Consider the following 18,603-nt stretch of genomic DNA (forward strand, 5'->3'; position numbering starts at 1 on the left):
GAACTCGCCAAAGGGGGCGGTGGCGATCACTTGCGAACAACATAATTGAAAGCTTTGTCTGTCAACACCGCGCTGGATGGCACGGTCGTTGGCAGTCAGCGCAGCAGAGCAACGCAACAACTTCAATTTGTTGCGTCTGGCTTGTGCTATCGCCGTCATCGTGTCGCATTCGTTTCCACTCACGACCGGTGTCACCGAGTCGGAGCCCCTTTATCAGCATGGCCTTACACTTGGAGGCTATGCGGTCATCGTCTTTTTCGGGATCTCCGGCTTTCTCATTGCCGGCAGCTTCGAACGAAAATCCGATGTTATGCGGTTCGCTGTTGCACGCGCGCGACGTATCTACCCAGCCCTAACCGTCGTGCTGTTGGTATCGACATTGTTGCTGGGCGCAGCGGTGACCGATTTGCCTTTAATCAGCTATTATCGCCAGTTTGGTACGTTCGAATACCTTGCGAATAATTTTATGTTCGATACCACTATCAAAGGATTGCCGGGCGTGTTCGTCGACAATCCGCATCGGTACACTGTCAATGGTTCGCTATGGTCATTGCCCCTTGAGGTGATTTGCTACTGCCTGTTGTACGGTATTGGTCGTGCGGGTCTGATGACACCGCGACGTTGCTTGATCTTCCTCCTGCCCGGGCTGGCGCTATGCAGTTTCTGGCGCATTGCCGGCGTAGCGGGTACCCTGCCGCACGTGATGCCCAGCTTCCTGACGGGTATGGCGCTCTACGTTTACCGAGAACGCATCCCGGCGAGCGTGCCTTTGCTCATTGCCTTGACGGCGGCGTGCTTCGCGACGCGGAACCTCGCAATCCATGAGGAGCTGGTTCGGGTGACGATCGCCTACGGCGCGCTGTGCTTTGCTACCGGGAGCAGCGCGGCGGGCCGCTATGTCGCGGCTAAAGGCGATTACAGCTATGGACTGTATCTCTACGGATGGCCCGTCACGCAGGCGATTGTCTTTGCGCTGCCGTGGATGACCGTGGCCGGTGTCTTGACCCTCACGCTGCCAATTACAGCGGCGTTGGCGTGCGCTTCATGGCATCTGGTCGAACGACCGGCCCTTCGGGCACGGGTTCCCGGTCCCAAGGCAGGAGCGGTACTAGCGGTCTGAACCGACAAGTCGCGCCACCCAGCCGGAAGCTCCAGCTTACTCCGTCGCCGGCAGGTACACCTCCCCACCCTTCTCCTTGAACCGCTCGCTCATCTCCGCCATTCCCGCCTCGGCATCCTCCGCCGCGACGAACGTCTCGACCGGCGCGTTCTGCTTCGCCGCGAAGTCACGCACTTCCTGCGTGATCTTCATCGAGCAGAATTTCGGGCCGCACATCGAGCAGAAATGCGCGGTCTTCGCGCCTTCCGCGGGCAAGGTCTGATCGTGGTACGATTCAGCCGTGTCGGGATCGAGCGACAGGTTGAACTGGTCGCGCCAGCGGAACTCGAAGCGGGCGCGGCTCAGCGCGTCGTCGCGGAGCTTGGCGGCGGGGTGGCCCTTCGCCAGATCGGCGGCATGCGCGGCGAGCTTGTAGGTCACCACACCGACCTTCACGTCGTCGCGGTCGGGCAGCCCCAGATGCTCCTTGGGCGTGACGTAGCAGAGCATCGCGGTGCCGTACCAACCGATCATCGCCGCGCCGATGCCCGAGGTAATGTGATCATAGCCCGGCGCGATATCGGTGGTGAGCGGCCCGAGCGTGTAGAAGGGCGCCTCGCCGCACGCCTCGAGCTGCTTTTCCATGTTCTGCTTGATCTTGTGCATCGGCACGTGGCCGGGACCCTCGATCATCACCTGTACGTCCTGCGCCCAGGCACGCTTGGTCAGCTCGCCGAGCGTGTACAGTTCGGCGAATTGCGCCTCGTCATTGGCGTCGGCGATGCTGCCGGGACGCAGACCATCGCCCAGCGAATAGGCGATGTCATACGCCTTCATGATCTCGGTGATCTCGTCGAAGCGTTCGTAGAGGAACGACTCCTTGTGATGGCTCAGGCACCATTTCGCCATGATCGAGCCGCCGCGCGAGACGATCCCGGTCACGCGCTTGGCGGTGAGCGGGACATAGGGCAGGCGGACGCCGGCGTGGATCGTGAAGTAATCGACGCCCTGTTCGGCCTGCTCGATCAGCGTGTCGCGGAAGATCTCCCACGTCAGCTCCTCGGCGATCCCGCCGACCTTCTCCAGCGCCTGGTAGATCGGCACCGTGCCGATCGGCACCGGCGAGTTGCGGATGATCCATTCGCGCGTGTCGTGGATGTTGCGCCCGGTCGACAGGTCCATGACCGTGTCCGCGCCCCAGCGGATCGACCAGACCAGCTTGTCGACCTCGGCCGCGACGTTCGAGGCGACCGCGCTGTTGCCGATATTGGCGTTGATCTTGACCAGGAAGTTGCGGCCGATCGCCATCGGCTCGGATTCGGGGTGGTTGATGTTGTTGGGGATGATCGCGCGGCCGCGCGCGACCTCGTCGCGAACGAAGTCCGGCGTCACGTAATCGGGGATCGTTGCGCCGAAATCCTCGCCGTCGCGGACGTATTCGCGCAGCATCTCGCGGCCGAGATTCTCGCGCGTCGCGACATATTCCATCTCGGGCGTGATGATGCCGCGGCGGGCGTAGTGCATCTGGCTGACGTTCGCGCCGGCTTTCGCGCGCAGCGGGCGGCGGTTGACGTTCGGGAAGGGCTGGACGCCGCCCGAGCGATCGGGGCCGAGCTGGCCGTTGTCCTCGGGGCGGAGTTCGCGTGCGTCATAGGCCTCGACATCGCCGCGCGCCATGATCCAGTCGCGGCGCAGCGCGGGCAGGCCGGCGGCGATGTCGATGCGAGCCTTCGGGTCGGTGTAGGGGCCGGAGGTGTCGTAGACGTTGAGCGGCGGCTCGCCGGAGGAGGGATCGAGGTCGATCGCGCGCATCGCGACGTTCAGCGGGCCGACGTGGATCTTGCGGCTGCCGCGGATCGGGCCGGTGGTGACACCGATTTCGGTACGGGCGGGAACGTCGGCCATAACTCTTCTCTCCAACTCGATGGGAGGAAGACGGTGGCCGGAGGACGCCGCATCCACTCCCTACGCCGGTGTCAGCCGGATCAGGTTCAGCGGGTCGAGGACTGCGGTCCTCCTCTCAACCGCAGCATCGGCGGTCCCCCGGGGAGCGTACGGTATAGGCGCGTCGGGGGCGCGACAGCAACGAAAAAGGCCGCACTCCGCGCGATGCGGAATGCGGCCGAGAATGAGGTCGATGAAGCGGATCAGCTTGCCTTGGTGAAGTCGCCGCTGGTGCGCAGCGCCTCGATCGAATTGTTGGTGCCGGCCGGGAAGAAGCCGCCCGACGTCTTGGCCGCGTCGGTCAGATAGACGATGTTGTGGACCTGCAGCGTCGAGCGGCTGAACGCGACGCCGTTGGCATCGGCGGGAACGATGTTGGCCACCTCCGCACCGTTGACCGTGGCGGTGATCCCCTGATCGAGATCCTTGCGATCGGTGGCGGTGTCGGTCGGCTTGCCGTCTAGGGAGTCTCGCGCGTCGGAGATCTTGTTCGCCTTGACCCGCGCTTCCGATCCGCGGCGGTAAAGCTCGGCGCGGATCAGCCCGGCGTGATACGCCTCGGCAGCGAGGATGCCCGCGGCGGCTTCCAGATAGATCGCGCTGCTGATCAGCGGTGACGCGCCCTTGTATGCAGTCACCCCGACATCTTCGAACAGATAGGCGGCGAGCAGGAAATTGTCGTCGTTGAGATAGGGATCGAATTCACCGTTGGCGTCGGCGATCCCCGCCGCGCGCGCGGCGGCGCTGAACGCCCCTGTCGTCCCGCCGTCGATGTTGATCGCCGGCTGATGGATCACCTGCGCCGCGTTGACCGAGGTGATGACGGCGCGCAGCGCGTTGACGTGCGCCAGTTCGTCGGCGGCGATCTCCCGCGCATAGCTGGCGATGATCGGATCGGTGAAGGTGACCTTGCGCCCTCCGGTCACGCCGCCGCGCTGGCCGACCGTCCCGGTCAGGCTCGCTTCGGGCAGCGACCGGCCGAAGGCGGCGAAGGAGTAGAATTGCGCCTCGAGATATTCGAGGTTGAGCGCCAGTTGCAGGATGGCGACATCGGTCGTCACGCTGCCCGTGGCGGTCGGCGTCGGCGTGGGGGTCGGGCTGGGCGTGGTGCTGTTGTTGTTGTCGCTGCCGCACGCCGACAGCAGCGCGAGGCCGCCCGCGGCGGCGGTGCCGGCGCCGGCCAGCTTGAGGAAGCGGCGGCGCTCGGCGCGGCGAAGCTCGGCCAGTTCGAGCGCGGCGAAAACGGAATCCTTGATCATGGCGTCATTCCCTAATGCGGGGCGTATGGGGCAAAGGCGGGAGGCGGTGCGCGCCGTCTCGCGTCAGGCCGATGCCGCGCTCGTCTTGATGTTGCCGTTGACCCCGGCCGGGAAGAAGCCGCCGCTCGTTACCGCCGACTGGTTGAGATAGACGATGTTGAGCACCTGCAACGGCGTGCGGCTGAACGCGATGCCGTTGGTGTTGAGCGGAGCGATGTTCGACACGTCGAGCGTGACGCCATTGTCGACGACCGTGCCGGTCGCCAGCCCGCTGTCGTCTACCGGGCCGATGCCGCGCACCAGATCCTCGGTCGGATTGCCGTCCACCGTGTCGCGTACCTTGGAGATGGCGGTGGTCGCCTCGATCAGCCGGAGCGAGGGCGTCTGGAGCCCCTTGCGATACAGGACCGAGCGGATGATCGCGGCATGATACGCCTCGACCGCGAGGATGCCGGCTGCGGCCTCCAGATAGATCTTGCTGTTGATGAGCGCAGGCGCCGCACCCTTGTAGGCGGTGACGCCGACGTCCTCGAACAGATAGGCGCCGAGCAGGAAGTTCTCGTCCGAGGCATAAGGGTCAAACGCCACGCCGTTGCCGACCAGTCCCGCGGCGCGCGCCGCCGTGCTGAACGCGCCGGTCGCGCTGGTGCCGAGATCGATCGTGGGCTGCGCGAGGAGCGACGATGTCGTGAACTGTGAGCGCAGGAAGCGGACGTGCGCCAGCTCGTCCTGGTAGATTTCCTGCGCATATTGCTGGACGATCGGGTCCTTGAACCCGACCGCGCGACCCCCGGTGGCCGCGCCTGCTGTCCCAACCGCGCCGCTGATGTCGGCGGCGGCGAGACCGCTGCCGGTGACCGCGAAGGCGTAATAGTTCGCCTCGAGATATTCGAGGTTCAGCGCGAAATTGAGCACGTCGACTTCGGTATAGGTCGACGTCGGGGTGGGGGACGGCGATGGCGAGGGGGACGGGGTGGGCGTGGCGGTCTGCGCCTGCGCGGTGCCCGACAGCGTCGCGGCCGCAGCCGCGGCACCCAGCGCGCCGGTGAAGAAGGCGCGGCGCGAATCGCGGCGACGCACGCGCGCGTCGAGCGTCTCGATCAGCTGCTCGCTATCGGTCATGGCAGGCTCGTCCCTTCTATTACTCGCGCCGGTACGCGGCGTTGATGCGCGTGATAGGCCAGCATCGCGCGAGGGGCAAAGACGGGATGATGTTTTTTGGGATGCGCGCCATTCGCTTGTGGTCCCGGGCTTGATCCGGGACCCCGCCTTCTATCGACTGAGGTAAGGAATGGTAGGCCCGCCGCGGCGAAGCCGCGTCGTCGGTCGGGGCAGTGCCCCGCCGGCCGATCTTGGGCGAGGTCGACGGAGCTGTGCTCCGGCGCCCCGCCCTGCGATTTAAAACGTATACCCTACACCAATCGCCGCCAGCCACTGGCTACGCGACCCCGCGATCGACACCACCGGCGTGTCGCCGAAGTCGTTGAGCATCTTCTTGTAGGTGACGCCGCCGATCGCCTTCCACCCCTTCAGCAGATTGCCGGTCAGTGAATAGGTGCCCGCCATGCCGACCGTCCAATGCTTCCACCCGCCGCGGGTGCGATATTGCGGCAGCCCGCTGGCCAGCGACTGCGCGGCGTCGACGTCGAAATAGGTGCGCGCGAAGCCGCGCTCGACGCGCTCGGCCGAGGCGAAGAGGCCAACGCCGGCCTTCAGGCTGAGCGGCGTGAAGTAATTGACCGATGGCGACCAGATGCCGCTGTCGTGGACGCCGCTGACGTCGTGGCGATAGCTGAGCGAGGCGGACAGCTTGTCATAGGGGCTGGTGAGGATGCCGGTCTTGCCAAGCCCGACATAGCCGCCCAGCTCGATCGCGGTGTCGCGCTCGCCCAGCGCGCGGATGCGACGGTCGTCGATCGCCTTGTTGTTGGTGCGGTTGAAGTTGATGACGCCGATCGGTCCGGCCTGCACGTCCCAGCTCGGCCCCGAGGCGTTCGGGATCAGATCGACCGACGCACGGTTGCCGATTACCTGGAATGCGAAATTATGGAACGAGCCGATCGCCGCCGGGCCGGGGACGACGCGGTAATTGTCCGAGCCTTCGTAGTCCGGCAGATACGCCGCCGCGACCGCGACGGTCACCGTATCGCCGACCAGCGCCGGATCGGGTGTCGGGTTGGGCTCGGCCGGAACCGAGGCACTCTGCGCGAACGCGGGCATCGCAAGGCAGGCAAGCGCGGCGGCGAGCAGCGCACGAGCGGCGGAACAGTTGACGTACACGTAAATTCCCCTTTGGTCTGCGCGCCCAACCGTTCGCGGGGAATTTTGCTCCATGTTGTTGGTTACAGCATGTAGCGCATCCGGATCTGTTGCTCTTCGGCATCAGTGGTCAGCGAGAAGCGCGCCGCCGAGAAGCGCGGCGGGCCGAAGCGGATCGCGGGGTTGCGCGAGAAGCCGAAGCCTTCCTTGGGGATGCCCGCGAACGTATCCAGCTTCTTGTTGCCGTTCTCGTCGTGGATCACCGCCACCGCATAGTCGCCGCGCGGCAGCGCGGGGAAGCGGATGCTGGTCTGCCCGGCGGGCACCGAGCGCGTCACCGCGTCGCGATCGTCGACGCAGTTCGGGAAATTGTCAGGATCGGCGGTCAGGCACAGCCGCAGCATCCCCTTGGCCGAGCGCAGATGATCGATCTCCACCTGCAGCGAGCCGACCGGCGCCGCCCCGATCAGCGGCACCGCCAGCAACGCCAGCCCCATCGCGGCGCGCCGCTTTCGCGTGATCGCGCGCGAAATCGCCGAGCCCATCGTCCGTGCCGCAGAGCCGGTCCCAGAAGCGGAAATAAAGGCCATAGTTACATCCGTACCGTTCATGGTGCCGCTGGTGATGGCTGGCGGTAATCAGCCACCGGCCTACCCGTCCCCCCCACATGAACCGCGGGAACATTTCCCAGCCCATATGGTTGGTCACCCCCATAATCGTCATGACCGTCAGCACCACCCCCAGTGCGGTGACATGGATCGGAATCGCGAAGACCAGTAGCGGAATGGCAACAGCGCCGGTCACCGCCTCGATCGGATGAAAGGCCATCGCGGCCCATGCCGTCGGCGGGCGGCTGGCGTGATGCACCGCATGCGCCAGCTTGAAGACGCGCGGGCGATGCATCCAGCGATGCGTCCAGTAGAACCACGTATCGTGCGCGATCAGATACAGCAGCACCGATACCGGCAGATACCATAAGGGAAAGGCATGGACGTCGCCGTAGATCCGCGTCCAGCCACGGTTCTGCCAGCCCCAGGCGATGATCCCGGCGGGCACGCCGTAGATGCCGGCCGAGGCGAGGCTCCACAGGATCTCGCGGCGAATCTGCGGGTCGAGCCCGGCATACAGCCGCGGGTGCTTCAGCCGCGTGGCGAGCGCGAAGCCGGCGCTCGCGGCCAGATAGCGTACGCCGACGATGACGCTCATCGCCAGCGCCGACAACAGGATAGCGATCGTGGCGGACATGGCATGGCTTCTAGCGCATCGCCGACGGGCGCGATAGGCAGGGGCCATGCCTGTACGTCCCGCCGATATCGCGCTCGCCCACCGCCTCGCCGACGCCGCTGGCGCGGTGATCCGACCCTATTTCCGCCAGCCGGCCGGGCTGGAATTGAAGGAAGATCGCTCGCCCGTGACGCGCGCCGACCGTGAGGCGGAGGAGGCGATGCGGCGGCTGCTGGACGCCGAATGCCCCGGCGACGGGGTGGTCGGCGAGGAACATGGCGTGAAGGACGGCGTGACCGGGCGGCAATGGGTGCTCGACCCGATCGATGGCACGCGCAGCTTCACCGCCGGACGCGCGATCTTCGGGACGCTGATCGCGCTGGTCGAGGATGGCTGGCCGGTGCTGGGGATCATCGACCAGCCGGTGCAGCGCGAACGCTGGACGGGCGTGACCGGGCGGCCGACGCTGCTCAACGACGCGCCGGTGCAGACGCGGGCGTGTCCGGCGCTGGAGGGGGCGATTGTCGCCACGACCAGCCCGCATCTGTTCGAGGACGCCGATGTGCCGCATTTCATGGCGCTGGTGACGGCGGCGAGCGGCGGCGCGCCGCGGCAGGGGCCGGTCTATGGCGGCGACTGCTACAATTACGGGCTGTTGGCGAGCGGGTTCCTCGACATCGTCTGCGAATCCGGGCTCAAGCTGTATGATTTCGCGGCGCTCGCGCCGATCGTCGAGGGCGCGGGTGGGCGGATGTGCGATTGGAACGGGGACCCGCTGACTGCCGACAGCGCCGGACATGTGCTGGCGATCGGCGACCCGGCGCGCGCCGACGAGGTGCTGGAGGCACTGCGCAACGTCGCGGGGCATGACCACCACGATCACTGAAAATACTGGCCGGATGCAGCAGCTTAGAACTTGGACACCGTGAATTTGTCGACGTCCAGCCAGCCGCCTTTGCCGGCGGGATTGTAGCAGGACAGCGCGAACTGGACGCCCTGGAAGGTGCCGGTCTGCCAGTCGAATACCAGCGGTACCGTGCCGCCGAGGGGCATGAAGCGGCGGCCGTCTTCGCTGTAGGAGAGCGTCGCGGTCTTCGCGGGGAAGTCCATGTCGGTGCGCAGCCACAGGCGCGTGCCGCGGAAGCGGTGTGCGGGGACACGAAGGTCGACGTGGGGGCCGTCCTTGCGGTCCTCGGTGACGCGCATGGTCAGAAAATAGGTGCCGCCGCGGACCGCCAGTTGCGCGCTGTACTTGCCCAGGGTGCCAAAACCACAGACATCGCCGCGTTTCAGCCCGCGCGTGTCGATCAGCACCTCGCCCCGCGCGCGCGGCGCCTGACCTTTCTGGACGAGCGTGTTGCGCGCCCACCAGAACTGATCGCCGGGCGCGGCATGGAGGCGGAGCCAGCCGGGGCGCTCGGCAAGCGACCAGAGGTGGTCGAGCGGATTGTGGTTCCACTGCCATTGGCGACCGAGCGTGCGGGAGGCGAAATCGTCGCTCGATGGCGGTTCGGTGAAGGGCTGACCCGCGATCGGCTTGCGCGCGACATCGGGGACGCGGCCGGGGGCATCGGGCGTGCCCCAGACCGGCCAGTCGTCGCGCCAGAACACGGGGCTGATGTTGGTAACGCGCCCGATCGCACCGGAATCGCGCATCACGAAGCCGTACCAGCCGCCGCCGGGCAGATCGACCAGCGCGCCCTGGTGGCCGCCGGTGGTGTCGTCGATCTGCGGGCGCGTTTCCCACGGGCCCTCAAGGCTGCGGGCGCGGGAGACAGTGAGTGCGAGTTTGCCGGGGATCGCGTTGAACAGATAATAGAAGCCGTTACGCTTGAGGAGCTTCGATCCCTCCGCGCCCTTGTTGTAGTAAATGACGCGCGACGCGGTGATCCGCGTCAGGTCGCGATTGAGCGTGTGGAGCGTGATCGTCCCGTCGCTGCCGATCGAGGTCGCGAGATAAACGGCCCCGTCGTCGTCGAAGAACAGCGCGGGGTCGAACGCGGCGCGGTCGAGCGTCACGTGGGTCCACGGGCCGCGCGGATTGGTGGCGCGATAGATGCGCGTATGCTGCCCGACCGGCGTGACCGCGACGTAGAACACGCCGTTCCGGTGGCGCAGACTGGGGGCATAGAAGCCGTGCCGGTACGATCCGCCCGCGGCGAGATCGAAGGTCGGCGATCCATCAAGCCGCGGGATCAGGTGCGAGACGATGTCCCAGTTCACCAGATCGCGCGAGTGAAGCAGCGTGATGCCCGGCGCGTTCGCGAAGGTGGTGCTGGCGAAATAGAAGTCCGCGCCGACCCGGATGATGTCGGGATCGGGATAGTCGGCGTTGAGCGGTGGATTGGCATAGGTGCCGTCGCCGCGATCGCTACGCCAGACCTGCGCCGTGGTAGCGGACGCAGCGAGCACCAGCATGGCGGCGCCAGTGGTGCAACGCAGCAACAGCCGTGTCATTCTCGCCAAATTTCCATCCTCTTATTTATATGATCGTATAACGATTTTGCGTGTTGTCGCCGCCGCTTATGAAACACGCCGTTACACATGAAAGGTGATGTTGCTAATCCGCCACAGTGAGGATCAGCTTTACGCCAAATCAGCTTCACATTGGCCTTTACGACCATCCCCAGATTGACAGCGCAGAGCGCCCTGATAGCGATAACGTCAATCATGTCGCAAACATGAACAAGACGGCGCGTCGCCGTCACGGAGGAGGGGATGATGAAGGGAAGCCATGTCATGGGCGCGCTCGCGCGTTCGTCGTCGGTGTGGGCATTGGCGGTAGCGGCAGCGTTGCCGGGCGTCGCGATGGCGCAGACCAGCGGCCAGAGCACGACCGAAAGCCCGACCAACGCACAGCCGGCTGATGCTACGCCAGTCGGTCAGGATCCGGCACCGGGCGCCGACGACATCGTCGTCACCGGCGTGCGCGCCAGCCTTGATCGCGCGATCGCGATCAAGCGCGATTCGCCGGGTGTCGTCGATGCGATCAGCGCCGAAGACATCGGCAAGTTCCCCGACACCAACCTCGCCGAATCGCTGCAGCGCATCACCGGTGTGTCGATCAATCGCGTCAACGGCGAAGGCTCGCAGGTCGCGGTTCGCGGCTTCTCGGGCGGTTTCAACCTCGTCACGATCAACGGCCGTCAGCTGCCGGCCACGAACATCGACACCAGCGGCGGCAATCTGTTTGCACGTGGTGCGGGCCGTTCGTTCGACTTCCAGAACATCGCGTCGGAAGGCGTCAGTGGACTGGAAGTGTACAAGACCGGGCGCGCCTCGGTGCCGACCGGCGGCATCGGCGCGACGATCAACATCGACACGCGCAAACCGCTGAATTCGCGCGAAACCGGCGTGACCGGATCGATCGGCGTGAAAGCCTTGTACGATACCTCGGTCGAGAAGTCCGAGGACACCAAGCATCGCGTGACCCCGGAAGTCTCCGGCCTGCTGAATTATCGTAACGAGGAAGGCACGTTCGGCGCGGCGGTGTTCGGCAGCTACCAGCTCCGCTACTCGGCCTCGGCGCAGTCGAACCCGAACTACTGGAACGTCATCAAGACCTCGGACTTCTTCAATCCGGGGACGTTCATCAACTCGACGACCGTGATCGACGGCGCGCGTCCGACCGCGCCGTATGTGCTGGTCCCGAACGACAGCCGTTACCAGTTCTCGGAAAACCGCCGCGAGCGCATCAATTTCCAGGGCGTGTTGCAGTTCAAGCCGACCGATAATCTGGAATTCACGGTCGACAGCCTGTTCGCGCAGAACCGTCTGCGTGAATCGCGCAGCGAGCAGACGAACTGGTTCAACCGCCCGTTCAGCGAAGTCCGCTTCGACGACAACCCCAACATGGCGACCGCGATCTTCCTGCGCGATTACCTGCCGACCAGCCCGAAGGACGAAGGCTTCGAGCAGCAGCAGGCGGCGACCAAGGCGCGGCTCGGCTCGGTCGGTCTGAACGCCAAGTGGGAATTCGCGTCGAACCTGACGCTGACCGTCGACGGGCACCATTCGGTGTCGACCTCGTCGCCGGACAACCCCAACGGCACCACCGCGACCACCGTCGCGCTCGGCGCGCCGGTGATCCAGGGCCATTCGCTCGACTTCAGCACCGGCTTCCCGCAGCAGGCGCAGGTCATCAACGATTGCTATCGCGCGACGCCCGCGGATCAGCCCAAGGGCAATTGCAACGGCGTGCTCGACATCGGTGATCTGGGCTCCGCACCGGCGCGCACGATCATCTCGCGCCAGACGCAGCGGATCGACCAGATCCAGGCGCGATTGGGCTGGGATCTGGGCGGCGGCAGCCGCTTCGACGTCGGCGGTTCGTACACCGACTCGAAGATGCATTCGACGCAGACGCAGACGCAGCAGACGCTGGGCGACTGGGGCCTCCAAAACCCGGGCATCATCCAGCAGCTCGCGCCCGAGCTGGTCAGCCAATATTGCCTGACCTGCAAGTTCGACCACTTCAACCCGGCGTCCGAAGGCGCGTCGCTGATCGCGTTCCGCGGCAATGCGATCGACCTCTACAACGTGCTGAGCCCCTATTACTCGCAGCGCGGCGCGCCGCCGGCGCCGTCGGCCCCGGCTGACGACACCGTGCAGGAGAAGATCTGGTCGGTGTTCGGCCAGTTCACCTGGAACGGCGAAGTCGCCGGCAAGGCGGCGAACCTCGTCATCGGTGCGCGTTACGAGCAGACCCGCGTCGTCTCGGACGCGGTGCAGACATACAACAATATCGTCTGGACTGCGGACAACGACTTCCGCGGCGATGCCAGCGGCGTGTTCACCGCGATCCGCCAGCGCGGCAGCTACGAGAATCTGCTGCCGTCGGTCGACTTCAGCATCGAGCCGATCACCAACGTGAAGGCGCGTGTGTCGTTCAGCCGCACGCTGGCCCGCCCGGATTATGGCAATCTGTTTGCGACCGCCTCGGCGGGGGCACCGGGTCGTCCGACCGCGCTGGGCGGCATTCCGACGGGCAGCACCGGCAACGCAAACCTGCTGCCGCTGCTGTCGGATAACTTCGACGTGTCGCTGGAATGGTATTACAAGCCGTCCAGCTTCGTATCGGTCGGCTTCTTCGACAAGCGCGTCGCCAACTTCCTGGGCACGGGCATCGTCAACCAGAACCTGTTCGGGCTGCGCGATCCCAGTTCGGGCGCGGCGGGGTCGCGTTCCGGCACCGCGGCGGCGTTCCTGCGCGCCAGCGGCTATGACCTGAGCGACGTCAACCTGTTCACCTATTCCGCGCTGCTGGTGCAGAATGGTGGCAATCAGGCGGCGGCGACCACGCAGTTCAACGCCAATTATGTCGCGGGACGCGGGTTGCAGCAGACGTTCGTCGACCAGATCCTGTCGCAGGTCGACATCTCGTCCGACGCCAACGATCCGCTGTTCAACTTCTCGGTCTCGCAGCCGATCAACAACCGCGAGGGCAAGATCCACGGCTTCGAGCTGGCGTGGACCAACTTCTTCGGCAACACCGGTTTCGGTTTCGCGGGGTCGTTCACGAAGGTGAGCGGCGACGTGAACGTCGATCCGTACGCCGACCCGACCGTGAACATCTTCGCGCTGACCGGTCTCGGCAACAGCGCCAACGCGACGGGCATCTACGAAAAGAACGGCATTTCCGCCCGTATCGCCTACAACTGGCGCGACAAGTATCTGGCGGCGACCAACCAGGGCGGGAACCGCAACCCGTTGTTCGTGGCGCCGTTCGGCACGCTGGACGTGAACATCAGCTATGACGTCAACGACCAGATCGCGGTCACGCTGGAAGGGATCAACCTGACCAGCGAGAGCGTGAAGACCTATGGCCGTACCGAGCGCAACCTGGTGTTCGCGCAGGAGCTGAAGCCGCGCTTCCTGCTGGGGGCACGCTACAAGTTCTGATCGGTCGCGACGATCGACGTTACGGGGAGGGCCATCGCTTGCGGTGGCCCTTTTCGTTTGGAACAAGGGTGCCATGACCTTTACGACTCTCGACAATGTCGACGATGCCGAGCTGCGCGTCGCGGTGCGCGCCGGGGCGGCGTTCGGCGATCATGCCAATCTGCTCCCGATCATGCCGATCGAGTTCGAGGAGGCGCAACGCGAGCTGCCGATCGTGTTCCGCCGCAGCGAGGACGGAGACATCCGCGCCTATGTGCTGCTGGGGCTCGACCGCGGCGAAAATCTGTTCCTCGACGGGGATCGCTGGACGACGCGCTTCGTGCCCGCGTTTCAGCGGCGGGGGCCGTTCGCGCTGGCGCGTGGCGCCGATGGCGACGCGGTCGTGCAGGTGAATCGCGACGATCCGCGCGTCGGGGTGGCGGACGGTCTGCCGCTGTTCCGCGATCATGGTGGCGATGCGCCGTATCTGGAGCATGTTCGCGCCGCGCTGACGCTGCTGGCCGAGGGGGCGCAGAGCGAGCGGGCGATCCATGCCGATTGGGCGGCGGCGGGGTTGCTGCGCGGCGTGACGCTGCGGATCGATCTGGGCGATGCGGGCGGCTATGAGGTGAGCGACGTGTTGACGATCGATCAGGCGGCGCTTGCCGCGCTGTCGGGCGCGACGCTGGAGCGGCTGCACGCCAACGGCTTGCTGCGTGCGGCGACGATGGCGGCGGCGTCGCTCGGCAATATCGAACGACTGGTCGAACTGAAGACGATCAAGGAGGGGGCATGACCGCGGCGATCACGGAGCGGCGCGTGCGGGAGATCGCGGCCGACGATCCGGCGGCGCGCGATCTGGCGGCGCTGGTCGCGGCGGGCGCGCCCGTGGTGGTGCGTGGGCTGGCGGCCGGGTGGCCGCTGGTTGCCGCGGGGCGCGAGGGGCCGGCGGCGGCGGTCGACTATCTGCGGGGCTTCTACAACGGGCAGCCGGGGGTGGGGTATACCGCGGCGGCGGCGCATGGCGGTCGATATTTCTACGACGAGACGCTGACGCGGCTCGACTTCGATGCCGAACGTGTCGCGCTCGACGATTATATGGCGCGGATGCTGGCGGCGCTGGACGGTGAGGGCGCGCCGTCCTTCTATATCGGGTCGACCGATCTGGAGCGGTTCTTCCCCGGATGGAGCGCGGAGAACCCGTTGGAACGGGCCGATTTCGCGCGCGTGCTGCGCAGCATCTGGATCGGCACGCGCACGACCGCGCAGGCGCATTACGACATGTCGAACAACATCGCGGTCTGCGCGGTCGGGCGGCGGCGGTTCACGCTGTTTCCGCCCGATCAGGTCGCGAACCTCTATCCGGGCCCGCTCGAACCCACGCCGGGTGGGCAGGTGGTGTCGCTGGTCGATTTCCGTGCGCCCGATCTCGATCTTTTCCCCGGCTTCGCGGAGGCGCGCGCGGCGGCGCAGGTTGCCGAGCTGGAGCCGGGCGATGCGGTCGTCTATCCGGCCTTGTGGTGGCACCATGTCGAGGCGCTGGCGCCGTTCAACGTGCTCGTGAACTATTGGTGGAACGACGCAGCGGCGTTCATGGATACGCCGATGAACACCTTGCTCCATGCGCTGCTCAGCCTGCGCGACCGCCCGGCGGACGAGAAGCAGGCGTGGCGCGCGTTGTTCGACTATTACGTGTTCGGCGATGCGACGCGCGCGGCGGCGCATCTGCCCGAGGCGGCGCAGGGCGCGCTCGCCCCGCTGGACGATGCGCGGGCGCGGCGGTTGCGCGGCGATTTGTTGAGGAAGCTGAACCGATGACGGGTGTGCGGCGGGTGGTAATCGCGGGCGGCGGCACCGCCGGGTGGCTGGCGGCGGCGATGCTGACCAGGCAACTCGGCGGGATGGTCGACGTGACGCTGGTCGAATCGGAGGAGATCGGCACGGTCGGCGTCGGCGAATCGACGATCCCGACGGTGCGCGCCTTCCACCAGTTGATCGGGGTCGACGAGCGCGACTTCGTCCGCGCGACCGGCGCGAGCTTCAAGCTGGGGATATCGTTCGAGGGCTGGTCGCGGCCCGACGAGCGCTATCTCCATTCGTTCGGGTCGATCGGGCAATCGACGTGGATGGCCGACTTCCACCATTTCTGGCTGGAGGCGCGCGCGCAGGGCAGCGCCGAGGAGATCGGCCGCTATTGCGTCGAGCATGAGGCGGCGCGCGCGGAGAAGTTCGCGGGCGGCGCGGAGGGGGGGCTCAACTACGCCTATCATTTCGATGCGGCGCGCTATGCCCGCTATCTGCGCGAACGCTGCGAGGCGGACGGGCTGACGCGCGTCGAGGGGAAGATCGCGCGTGTCGAGCGCGATGGCGAAAGCGGCGACATCGCGGCGCTGGTGATGGAGGATGGCACGCGGATCGCGGGCGACCTGTTCCTCGACTGCACCGGCTTCCGCGCGCTGCTGCTCGGCGAGACGCTGGGCGTCGGCTATGAGGATTGGGCTGAGTGGCTGCCCACCGACCGCGCGATCGCGGTGCAGACCACGGCGACCGGGCCGGCGGTGCCTTATACGCGCGCGATCGCGCATGATGCCGGGTGGCAATGGCGGATACCGCTCCAGCACCGGCTGGGGAACGGGATCGTCTACGCCAGCGATTACCTGAGCGATGACGAGGCGCAGGCGCGCTTGCTGGGAAGCGTGACCGGCGAGACGCTGATCGCGCCGCGCGTGATCCGTTTCCGCACCGGGCGGCGGGTGAAGGCGTGGGAGCGCAATTGCGTCGGACTGAGCCTGGCGGGTGGGTTCGTCGAGCCGCTGGAATCGACGAGCATCCACCTGATCATGATCGCGCTGACGCGGCTGCTACAGTTGTTCCCGTTCGACGGGGTGAGCGAGGCGGCGGCCACGCGCTTCAACGACATGGCGCGGCGCGAGATCGAGGGCGTGCGCGACTTCATCATCCTGCATTATACGCTCAACCAGCGGGACGAGCCGTTCTGGAAGCGGATGCGCGACATGCCCCTGCCCGACTCGTTGGCGACGCGGATCGCGTTGTTCCGCGAGGGCGCGCAGGCATTTCAGGCGAACGACGAGCTGTTCACGATCACCTCGTGGGTGCAGGTGATGCTGGGGCAGAAGCTGACGCCACTCGCGCATAATCGCGTGGCGCGGATGATGCCCGAGGGGCGGTTGCAGCAGACTCTGGGGCAGATGGCAGCGAAGATTGCCGGCGCAGTGCGCGAACTGCCGTCGCATCAGGCATATCTGGATCGGGTTTGAGTTCGTCACCCAGTACCGTCATTCCCGCGCAGGCGGGAATTCAGAACCTCTGACGTTGCGTTTCTGTCGACGGACCTGCGCGTCTGGATTCCCGCCTGCGCGGGAATGACGGGAGGGGGGCAGCGGGGCCGAGTCCACAGGCGGGGATCGCGTGGGGTGTCGGGTAGCGACTGACGTCGTGCCGCCTTCAGTCCCGCGCGTGCGATCCACGCCAACTTCGCCCCTTTCGAGGTGGTCACCCGGTGATCCCACGCGCGCGGCCCGCGCGCCGCAACTTCGCGCGCGATGTCGCCGTAGATCCCGGCCGCCGCCAGCACCGCCCAGGCCGAGCGGAACGACAGCGCCTTGGTGCCGATCGCTGCGCTATCCTCATGAAGCTGTGCGCGCGTCGCCAGTCGCCTGGCGAGCACCGCCAGCCGCTCGCGATAGGGCGGCTTCATATGTTCGCCCGGCGGCATGTCCATTTCGACCAGCCAGTCGACGGGCAGATAGCAGCGATTGACCCGCGCATCTTCCTCGATATCGCGCGCGATGTTCGCCAGCTGAAACGCAAGCCCGAGATCGCAGGCGCGGTCGAGTGTTGCGTCGTCGTCGGGCGACACCCCCATCACCACCGCCATCAACAAGCCGACCGCGCCCGCGACATGGTAGCAATAACGGTAGAGATCGTCCGCGCTGCGCGGGCGCCAGTCCTCGGCATCGAGCTGGAAGCCGTCGATCACGTCATGGACGAAGCGGCGCGGTAGACCCGTCTCGCGCGCGACGACGCCGAGCGCGTCGAACGCCGGATCGCCGGTCGGCTCGCCATCGAGCGCGGCGTCGCTGAGCGCCCGTACCCGCGCGACCCGCGCGCGCGCGTCGGTGACGATCGTGCGGTCGTGGCCATGATCCTGCCCGTCGACGAGATCGTCGCAGGCGCGGCACCACGCGTAGAGCAGCCACGCACGCTCGCGCACCACCGGCGCGAACAGTTTCGAGGCGGCGGCGAAGCTCTTCGAGCCGCGCGCGATCGACAGCCGCGCGGTTTCGACCAGCGCCGCGCGCGTGTCGGTCACAGGTCGGAGGCGGCCATGCGCACGATCGGCTGCGTCGGTACGTGCGCCGCCATCCGGTCGAGCAACCCGCCGAGCGTCTCGTCGACGATCAGCAACTCGCGGTGCTGCGCGCGCAGGAAGCCGACCTCTCCCATCTTCTCCCAGAAGGCGACGATCGCGTCATAATAGCCGCCGGCGTTGAGCAGCCCGACCGGATCGGCGTGATAGCCGAGTTGCGCCCAGCTGAGCGCCTCCCACAATTCGTCCATCGTGCCGGTGCCGCCGGGCAGGGTGACGAAGCCGTCGGCGAGATCGGTGAACATCTGCTTGCGCTGGTGCATCCCCGTCACGACGTGGAGTTCGGTGAGGCCACGATGCGCGACCTCGGCATCGACCAGCGCCTGTGGGATGACGCCGATCACCTCACCGCCCGCCGCCAACGCGGCATCGGCGATCGCGCCCATCAGTCCGAGCCGCCCGCCGCCGTAGACGACGCCGATGCCGCGTGTGGCGAGCGTGTGCCCGACCTCACGCGCGAGATCGAGGTAGAAGGGGTCGGCGGGGGTGGCGGAGCCGCAATAGATGGCGAGGCGCTTCATGGCGAACGCGCTACGGGATCGGCGCGG

Annotated in this window: 15 protein-coding genes and 1 riboswitch; of the genes, 6 read left to right on the forward strand and 9 right to left on the reverse strand. The window is 66.4% G+C overall.

Going from position 1 to position 18,603, the window contains the following annotated elements:
* The first annotated feature begins 88 nt into the window (after window positions 1–88).
* Window positions 89–1,120 (forward strand): acyltransferase family protein, encoded by a 1,032-nt coding sequence (locus SPHPH_RS19915; RefSeq protein WP_162143932.1) that lies wholly within the window; start codon window positions 89–91, stop codon window positions 1,118–1,120.
* 36 nt (window positions 1,121–1,156) lie between these two features.
* Here SPHPH_RS19915 and thiC read toward each other — a convergent pair whose 3' ends face one another.
* The 6 genes from thiC to SPHPH_RS19920 form a co-directional block, all read right to left on the reverse strand.
* A complete protein-coding gene (gene thiC / locus SPHPH_RS0115105; RefSeq protein ID WP_028967450.1) occupies window positions 1,157–3,004 on the reverse strand; it encodes a phosphomethylpyrimidine synthase ThiC in 1,848 nt (615 codons plus the stop codon).
* A 40-nt stretch (window positions 3,005–3,044) separates the two neighbouring features.
* Window positions 3,045–3,155, reverse strand: a riboswitch (TPP riboswitch).
* Between the two features lie 91 nt (window positions 3,156–3,246).
* Window positions 3,247–4,302, reverse strand: a complete 1,056-nt coding sequence (locus SPHPH_RS0115110) for a ferritin-like domain-containing protein (protein WP_028967451.1) — start codon at window positions 4,300–4,302, stop codon at window positions 3,247–3,249.
* 63 nt (window positions 4,303–4,365) lie between these two features.
* A complete protein-coding gene (locus SPHPH_RS0115115) occupies window positions 4,366–5,424 on the reverse strand; it encodes a ferritin-like domain-containing protein (protein ID WP_028967452.1) in 1,059 nt (352 codons plus the stop codon).
* Between the two features lie 276 nt (window positions 5,425–5,700).
* On the reverse strand, window positions 5,701–6,522 hold the full coding sequence (locus tag SPHPH_RS0115120) for a MipA/OmpV family protein (RefSeq protein WP_051273324.1): 822 nt from the start codon (window positions 6,520–6,522) through the stop codon (window positions 5,701–5,703).
* Window positions 6,523–6,644: 122 nt separating this feature from the next.
* Entirely contained in the window at window positions 6,645–6,998 is a 354-nt protein-coding gene (locus SPHPH_RS0115125) for a DUF2141 domain-containing protein (RefSeq protein ID WP_238303124.1), read from the reverse strand.
* Entirely contained in the window at window positions 6,934–7,806 is an 873-nt protein-coding gene (locus SPHPH_RS19920) for a sterol desaturase family protein (RefSeq protein WP_051273044.1), read from the reverse strand. Before SPHPH_RS19920 ends, SPHPH_RS0115125 begins: the two co-directional genes overlap by 65 nt.
* A 46-nt stretch (window positions 7,807–7,852) precedes the next feature.
* On the opposite strand from SPHPH_RS19920, the gene SPHPH_RS0115135 reads away from it, so the two are divergent.
* Window positions 7,853–8,671: an inositol monophosphatase family protein gene (locus SPHPH_RS0115135; RefSeq protein ID WP_028967455.1), complete on the forward strand. Its 819-nt coding sequence runs from the start codon at window positions 7,853–7,855 to the stop codon at window positions 8,669–8,671.
* A gap of 23 nt (window positions 8,672–8,694) precedes the next feature.
* Here the strand turns inward: SPHPH_RS0115135 and SPHPH_RS0115140 are convergent, their stop codons facing one another.
* Window positions 8,695–10,242, reverse strand: a complete 1,548-nt coding sequence (locus SPHPH_RS0115140; protein WP_037488667.1) for a glycoside hydrolase family 43 protein — start codon at window positions 10,240–10,242, stop codon at window positions 8,695–8,697.
* Window positions 10,243–10,503: 261 nt separating this feature from the next.
* On the opposite strand from SPHPH_RS0115140, the gene SPHPH_RS0115145 reads away from it, so the two are divergent.
* The 4 genes from SPHPH_RS0115145 to SPHPH_RS0115160 all read left to right on the forward strand — a co-directional run bounded on the left by SPHPH_RS0115145 (window position 10,504) and on the right by SPHPH_RS0115160 (window position 16,943).
* A complete protein-coding gene (locus tag SPHPH_RS0115145) occupies window positions 10,504–13,686 on the forward strand; it encodes a TonB-dependent receptor (protein ID WP_337587826.1) in 3,183 nt (1,060 codons plus the stop codon).
* Window positions 13,687–13,759: 73 nt separating this feature from the next.
* Window positions 13,760–14,461, forward strand: coding sequence for a SapC family protein (locus SPHPH_RS0115150; protein ID WP_028967458.1), 702 nt, complete (start codon window positions 13,760–13,762; stop codon window positions 14,459–14,461).
* Complete coding sequence (locus SPHPH_RS0115155) at window positions 14,458–15,483, forward strand: cupin-like domain-containing protein (protein WP_028967459.1); 1,026 nt, start codon at window positions 14,458–14,460, stop codon at window positions 15,481–15,483. The genes SPHPH_RS0115150 and SPHPH_RS0115155 overlap by 4 nt, the downstream gene beginning before the upstream one ends.
* Window positions 15,480–16,943: a tryptophan halogenase family protein gene (locus SPHPH_RS0115160; RefSeq protein WP_028967460.1), complete on the forward strand. Its 1,464-nt coding sequence runs from the start codon at window positions 15,480–15,482 to the stop codon at window positions 16,941–16,943. Before SPHPH_RS0115155 ends, SPHPH_RS0115160 begins: the two co-directional genes overlap by 4 nt.
* Window positions 16,944–16,948: 5 nt before the next feature.
* Here the strand turns inward: SPHPH_RS0115160 and SPHPH_RS19925 are convergent, their stop codons facing one another.
* Window positions 16,949–17,998 carry a phytoene/squalene synthase family protein gene (locus SPHPH_RS19925; RefSeq protein ID WP_081668647.1) on the reverse strand — a complete coding sequence of 350 codons (1,050 nt, stop codon included), beginning with the start codon at window positions 17,996–17,998 and terminating at the stop codon, window positions 16,949–16,951.
* Entirely contained in the window at window positions 17,995–18,576 is a 582-nt protein-coding gene (locus tag SPHPH_RS0115170) for an LOG family protein (protein ID WP_028967461.1), read from the reverse strand. The genes SPHPH_RS19925 and SPHPH_RS0115170 overlap by 4 nt, the downstream gene beginning before the upstream one ends.
* Between the last annotated feature and the right edge of the window lie 27 nt (window positions 18,577–18,603).

Source organism: Sphingomonas phyllosphaerae FA2, from assembly GCF_000427645.1.
GTDB classification, from domain to species: Bacteria; Pseudomonadota; Alphaproteobacteria; order Sphingomonadales; family Sphingomonadaceae; genus Sphingomonas; species Sphingomonas phyllosphaerae.

Coding starts and splice junctions, on each gene's coding strand:
- thiC (WP_028967450.1), bottom strand. CDS start 3,004: ATGGCCGACGTTCCCGCCCGTACCGAAATCGGTGTCACCACCGGCCCG.
- SPHPH_RS0115110 (WP_028967451.1), bottom strand. CDS start 4,302: ATGATCAAGGATTCCGTTTTCGCCGCGCTCGAACTGGCCGAGCTTCGC.
- SPHPH_RS0115115 (WP_028967452.1), bottom strand. CDS start 5,424: ATGACCGATAGCGAGCAGCTGATCGAGACGCTCGACGCGCGCGTGCGT.
- SPHPH_RS0115120 (WP_051273324.1), bottom strand. CDS start 6,522: ATGCCCGCGTTCGCGCAGAGTGCCTCGGTTCCGGCCGAGCCCAACCCG.
- SPHPH_RS19920 (WP_051273044.1), bottom strand. CDS start 7,806: ATGTCCGCCACGATCGCTATCCTGTTGTCGGCGCTGGCGATGAGCGTC.
- SPHPH_RS0115135 (WP_028967455.1), top strand. CDS start 7,853: ATGCCTGTACGTCCCGCCGATATCGCGCTCGCCCACCGCCTCGCCGAC.
- SPHPH_RS0115140 (WP_037488667.1), bottom strand. CDS start 10,242: ATGACACGGCTGTTGCTGCGTTGCACCACTGGCGCCGCCATGCTGGTG.
- SPHPH_RS0115145 (WP_337587826.1), top strand. CDS start 10,504: ATGATGAAGGGAAGCCATGTCATGGGCGCGCTCGCGCGTTCGTCGTCG.
- SPHPH_RS0115150 (WP_028967458.1), top strand. CDS start 13,760: ATGACCTTTACGACTCTCGACAATGTCGACGATGCCGAGCTGCGCGTC.
- SPHPH_RS0115155 (WP_028967459.1), top strand. CDS start 14,458: ATGACCGCGGCGATCACGGAGCGGCGCGTGCGGGAGATCGCGGCCGAC.
- SPHPH_RS0115160 (WP_028967460.1), top strand. CDS start 15,480: ATGACGGGTGTGCGGCGGGTGGTAATCGCGGGCGGCGGCACCGCCGGG.
- SPHPH_RS0115170 (WP_028967461.1), bottom strand. CDS start 18,576: ATGAAGCGCCTCGCCATCTATTGCGGCTCCGCCACCCCCGCCGACCCC.